Source organism: Bacteroidota bacterium (assembly GCA_034723125.1).
In the GTDB taxonomy this organism is placed as follows: domain Bacteria; phylum Bacteroidota; class Bacteroidia; order CAILMK01; family JAAYUY01; genus JAYEOP01.
The window spans coordinates 1-5,451 of the sequence record JAYEOP010000051.1 but is presented as its reverse complement, the minus strand read 5'-3'; the positions used below and the strand labels follow the sequence as shown (position 1 = coordinate 5,451).

The 5,451-nt window shown below is 29.4% G+C and carries 3 protein-coding genes and 1 pseudogene; 3 read left to right on the top strand and 1 reads right to left on the bottom strand.

What is annotated here, in order from left to right; genetic code table 11:
- Window positions 1-540: 540 nt before the first annotated feature.
- Window positions 541-1,725, bottom strand: coding sequence for an adenylate/guanylate cyclase domain-containing response regulator (locus tag U9R42_01755; protein MEA3494738.1), 1,185 nt, complete (start codon window positions 1,723-1,725; stop codon window positions 541-543).
- A gap of 442 nt (window positions 1,726-2,167) precedes the next feature.
- Between U9R42_01755 and gldD the strand changes: the two genes are divergently transcribed.
- From gldD to U9R42_01740, 3 genes and pseudogenes are all read left to right on the top strand, one after another.
- Window positions 2,168-2,779, top strand: coding sequence for a gliding motility lipoprotein GldD (gene gldD, locus U9R42_01750; GenBank protein ID MEA3494737.1), 612 nt, complete (start codon window positions 2,168-2,170; stop codon window positions 2,777-2,779).
- A gap of 16 nt (window positions 2,780-2,795) precedes the next feature.
- Window positions 2,796-4,907, top strand: a complete 2,112-nt coding sequence (gene recG / locus U9R42_01745) for an ATP-dependent DNA helicase RecG (GenBank protein ID MEA3494736.1) — start codon at window positions 2,796-2,798, stop codon at window positions 4,905-4,907.
- Between the two features lie 400 nt (window positions 4,908-5,307).
- Window positions 5,308-5,451: pseudogene (locus U9R42_01740) on the top strand (Fic family protein).

Genomic DNA, 5,451 nt, shown 5'->3' with positions numbered 1-5,451 from the left:
GACTTCCCGTAGCACTTGAAAGTATATGTATTTCAAAATTCACTTTTAATAACATTAATAAAATTGTAAATTTAAAAATAATAATTTAAACTGAATAAAAAATAATTTGAATTATTGAGAATTTTTTGCTTCTATGTTGATTTGTGTGGGCAAAACAAATATTAAAGCCACAGACTTCGTCTGTCGAAGACATGCTAAGTGTAATAGAAGTAAGACTACGTCTGTCAAAGACAGATTCGTAGATTAAAATTAATATATATGCAATATTCTAATAATGATTTTTCTTATAAGCACTAATTAGTGTCTATAAGAAAACTCGTATGTTTTTGACTGTTAGAATATTATCTGTATCCTGTCGCTTGAATCTAATGTAATAAAGTAGTCATTTGATTGTCATTAAGTTACAAAACCCAATGACAGCTTGGCTAAATGACTATTAATGACAATTGAATGACTTTTACATTCACATCCATTTTTAATTCAAAGCCCAAGTATAATGAGTAATACAAAGTTTTCTTACTGCCACTAAATACATTCCTATTAAGAAACCTTTGCAAAAATCCTTTCAATTTTTTTATCTACAAAATGCATTTTCATCTTACCCTTTCCTTTAATTTCCATAGCTTCTCTGCTTGAAAAAACATATTTGTCTTGAACAAGTTTATATGTAGCATCCGAAATATTAATACGCATTGGCGTTGAATTTGATTCCATTCTTGATGCTACATTTATTGTATCTCCAAAAACATCATAAATATATTTTTTTACCCCTACTATCCCTCCAACAATATTTCCTGAGTTTATTCCAATTCTAATTTCCCATTTTGAGTCTTTTTGAATATTTCGTTCTTCAACAAATTTTATAATCTCAATAGAAGCATTAATAATATTTTCAGCATGATTTTTATCTTTTTCAGGCATTCCGCTTACTGCCATATATGCATCACCAATTGTTTTTATTCTTTCACAATTATAGGCTTCCATTATGTCATCAAAAGCTGTAAATATAATATTTAATTCAGAAATCAATTCTTGCGGTTTTAGTTTTGCCGACATTTCAGTAAAGCCAACAAGGTCGGAAAAGAAAACACTTACATCACTAAAATCTTCGGGAGTAGTTTCTCCAAATTTTTTAAGGTCAGAAACTACTTTTTGTGGAAGCGTATTTAACAACAAATCTTCTGAAATTATCTTTTCATGTGCTAATCGCCTGTTTTGTATTTCAATTGTACGTGTTCTTTCTTTTACTTTTGCTTCAAGTGTTTTTGAATATTCTTCAATTTTTTTAATGTCTCTATAAGAACGTAGTGCTGTTAATATTGATATAAAAAGTTTATTTTTGGATGTTAATTCCTGCTTTGTTTTATAATCATTTATGTCATAATTAATTATTGTCTGTTTTTCAGGTGCTACTTTTGATTGTCCTGTCATAATTATTATTCTTACCGAATTATTTATGACAACTTTCCTCACATGTTCAACAAATTTCAATCCTGAATCCCATTCTTCCATAACAACATCAAGCAAAATAACTGCAATATCCTCATGTTCTGAAAAAACCTTTTCTGCTTCAGCTTTTGAATATGCATGAAGAAACATTAGTTTTTTTTCTTCAAATTGAAAGTTTTGTAAAAGTCTTTTTGTTAAAAAATGCAACATCTCATCGTCATCTACAATAAGTATTTTCCAATATTTAAATCTACTCTCTTTTAGTTTTTTTGTCATTTATTTGGTTTTATCAATGTTTTTCGGTTAAGTAACTAAATAGTTTTATTCCACATATAAAACTAATAGCAATTTACAATTTCTGTATATGCAATTCCAAATAAAAAATGATTATCTTTTTTATCAACTGACATATAAACATTTACAGCATTCTAACATTTGTGAATTTTGAAAAAAGAGAGAAAGCGATAATCTAAAATTATATTATGAATCTACTCTAAAAAGTAATGAGTGTAGGATTTGAAAATCAGGAATTGCCCCATTCCCTAAAGAGAGTCCTGATTTTCAGCTACATTTCCCTTTAGAGTTTGGGGTAGAAAGGAGCTGAAAATCATTTTAATACTTTTTAGAGTGTACCCATTATTAATTAAAAATTGTCTTATTCATAAAAGATTCTTGTTAATTTTGTAACTTAAATTAATGATTTATTAATTCTAAATTCATGCAACCTTTTATAAAACTTTTCTCTTTCTTATTAGTTTTGTTAATAGTATCATCATGTAAAAATACATATACACCAAAACCACGTTCTTATTTTAGAATTTATTTCCCCGAAAGAGGATACAAAACTTATGATTCTTTATGTCCTTTTATTTTTGATTTTCCAATATATGCAAAGGTCGAAAAAGACAAAACAAAAAACGCAAAACCATGTTGGTTGAATGTTGTTTACAAACCTTTTAACGCAACAATACATATTACTTACAAAAAATTTAAGGACAAAGACGGATTGTACAAATTGACAGAAGATACCCGAACATTAGTGTATAAACATACCGTTAAAGCAGAAAAAATCAAGGAAGAACTTATTGTACAAAAAGATAAGGTATCAGGAATGTTTTATGAATTGAGAGGAAATACAGCAACCTCATATAATTTTTTTCTAACAGATTCAGTTGAAAATTATATTTATGCCTCACTATATTTTAGTGCAAAAGCAAACAGTGACTCTTTACAACCTGTATTGGATTTTATTAAAGTTGATATAAAAAAAATGATAGCGACCTTTGATTGGAAAAAGGAAGAAAATTATTTTATTAAAAAAAATGAATAATTATTTGGTTTAAAAAATGATTTACAGGCAAACATTATACACAGAAATTGAATATCTTAAAGGTGTTGGTCCCAAAAGAGCAACAGTTTTACAAAAAGAACTTCAGATATTTACTTTAAAAGATTTGCTAAATCATTTTCCATTTAGATATGTTGATAAAACAAAATTTTATAAGGTTAAAGAAGTACGTTCTGATAGTAGCTACATTCAGATAAAAGGTGAAATTGAAAATTTGCGTGAAGCAGGAAGTGGACGAAGCAAACGCTTAATTGCAGATTTAACTGATAATACAGGAAGTATTGAACTCGTTTGGTTTAAAGGAACAAAGTGGATAATAAATTCAATAAAAGCAAAAAAAGAATATTTAGTTTATGGTAAACCTTCATCATTCAGGTCAACTATAAATATTGTTCATCCCGAAATAGATTTGCTGGAAAACGGGAAAAGCGAAAGTGAATCTATGAAATTTCAACCTGTTTATAACTCATCGGAGAAGTTAGCTTCAAAAGGATTGAGTAGCAGAGGAATAATGAAATTACAAAAGCAATTATTCCAAACTGTAGGAAATCAAATTCCTGAAGTTTTACCTGACAATATTTCTAAGTCTTTTAATTTTATTACAAGAATAGAAGCATACAAACAAATACACTTTCCTGAAAATATTGAAATTCTTGAAAAAGCAAAAAATCGTTTAAAATTTGAAGAATTATTTTTTGTTCAAGTTGAACTATGTAGTTTTAAATGGAAAAAAGAAACACAAAATAAGGGAGTAATTTTTTCAAAAGTTGGAGATTATTTTAATAATTTTTTTCACAATGTTTTACCTTTTGAGTTAACAAATGCTCAAAAAAAAGTTATCAAAGAATTAAGAAGTGATTTCAATTCGGGAAAGCAAATGAACAGATTGTTGCAAGGTGATGTGGGAAGTGGGAAAACAATTGTTGCTCTTATGGCAATGTTTATTGCACTCGACAATGGGTTTCAAACATGCATAATGGCTCCAACAGAAATACTTGCAAAACAGCATTTTAATACAATTAGCAAATTAGTAGAAAAACTTGATGTAAAAGTTGTTTTACTAACCGGCTCAACAAAAAAAGCTGAACGTAAAATTATTGATGAAAAACTAAGATCAAATGAAACTCAAATACTTATTGGCACTCATGCATTAATTGAAGATACAGTAAAGTTTAATAATCTTGGCTTTGTAGTTATTGACGAACAGCACAGATTTGGTGTAGCTCAACGAGCAAAAATGTGGAAGAAAAGCACAATCCCTCCCCATATTTTAGTCATGACAGCTACCCCAATTCCAAGAACACTGGCAATGACATTTTATGGCGATTTAAATATTTCTGTTATTGATGAAATGCCTCCGGGAAGAAAAGAAATAATTACAAAACATTATTTTGAAAAAAATAGATTAAAAATAATTGGTTCAATCAGAAAAATAATAAAACAAGGAAATCAGGTTTACATTGTTTATCCTTTGATTGAAGAATCGGAAAAACTTGATTACAAAAATCTCATGGAAGGATACGATTTGGTTTTAAGAGAATTTCCACGTCCCGAATATCAATTAGGAATAATGCATGGGAAAATGAAAACCGAGGACAAGGATAAAGAAATGCAAAGGTTCGTTAAAGGGGAACTTGATATTCTTGTTTCTACAACAGTTATTGAAGTAGGTGTTGATGTTCCTAATGCCACGGTTATGGTAATTGAAAGTGCTGAAAAATTTGGCTTGTCTCAATTGCATCAACTACGTGGACGAGTAGGTAGAGGTGGCGATCAATCCTATTGTATTTTAATGACTTCCTATAAGTTAACAAATGATGCACGCACAAGAATGAAGATAATGACTGACACAAATGATGGTTTTAGAATTGCTGAGGCTGACCTTAAGTTGCGTGGTCCCGGAGAAGTTACAGGCACAAAGCAAAGTGGAATTATGAATTTTAAAATTGCTGACCTTGCAACTGATCACAAAATTTTAGAAGTTGCCAGAAAAATTGCCATAAAACTTATTGAAGATGACCCGAACTTATCCAAAGAAAAAAATAAATCATTAAAAAATCATTTAAAAGAAAGCAAAAAAGAAAGATTTAGCTGGGTAGAAATTTCGTAGGGGAAATTTTAGTAGAAAAAATAACAAATAAAATATAGCACAATGATAGTATCAATTCAGAAAGCAGATTATTTAGTGCCTCTAAGAAAACTCTGCAAAATTAGATTCCTATCTTTTTGCGATATTTTTATCTTTCTCAACTCACTGATGCTAAGGCATCGCCTCGTCTCAAAAAATAAAAATCTCACCTGCCTGACGGCAAAGGCAGGTCAAAAATCTTAGAAATCATAAAATTTGATAGTTTTCTTAGAGGCACTACTTAAAAATTTAAAAAGAAAAGAAACTTAACCATGGTTCTTGAAAATATGAACAAATTCAAAGAAATAAAAAGACCATGGCTCAACAACAAACAATTGGTTTTTGAAGGAGCAGCATACTCTTAAAAGTACGGGGCATTTTTAACCGTGAAAATCCGTGTTTAATTAAAATGGCTATCCTGCATCACCAGTTTGAAGCTATTCACCCATTTAGTGATGGAAACGGTAGAACCGGAAGGGTATTGAATGTTTTATATCTCTCAAAACTTAATCTTTTAGATTACCCG